Below are 648 nucleotides of genomic sequence, written 5' to 3' on the forward strand. Positions count from 1 at the left end.
GCCTACTTTCTTGGCAAGACAAGAAAGTAGGTCGCCGCCCCGCAGGGGTGGTGAAACTGCCTTTGACTTTGCAGTTAAGCAGTTGCAGTTGCAGTTGCAGTTGCCCTTGGCCATGACGTTAATCAGTTGCAACAACCTAACTCACCTCAATCACCCCGTTCATCGTCTCATGCCCAGACCCACAAAAAATATCACACAAAAACCCAAAACTGCCAGCCGCCTTGGGCAAGGCCGAAACCCGCACGACCTTGCCGGGCGGCAAATCCTCCCGAATGCCGAGATCCGGCACGCTGAACCCCATGATCACATCCTGCGCTGTCAGCTCGAACACCACCGGCTCCCCGACCCGCAGCGCAATCCGGTTCGGCGTAAAGACAAACTTGCGCGCATGCACCTTGATCACCCTTGGCGCGGCGGCTGCGCTGCGCAGCAGCGGCGTCCCGCCCGCCAGCGCCAGCAGGCAGCACAGCGCCCGCCTGCGGCTGATTCCTTCCCGTCCGATGACTGACATGACCAACTCCTGATAGCGAGTTCAAAGCAGCGCAAAGCCGTCCAAAGCCGTCCAAAGCGGCATGGCACGATCCGCTCAACCATTGACAGGCTTCTCCTCGATCCCGAAATCCCCCGACGCCCTGCCCGCCTCCACTT

At 59.9% G+C, this 648-nt stretch carries 1 protein-coding gene; it reads right to left on the minus strand.

The features are described 5' to 3' along the window. Nucleotides 1-136 precede the first annotated feature (136 nt). Nucleotides 137-511, minus strand: a complete 375-nt coding sequence (locus AC1RWI_RS38060; RefSeq protein WP_043344319.1) for a cupredoxin domain-containing protein — start codon at nucleotides 509-511, stop codon at nucleotides 137-139. Between the last annotated feature and the right edge of the window lie 137 nt (nucleotides 512-648).

This window comes from Cupriavidus sp. MPR-AND1C, from assembly GCF_058809705.1.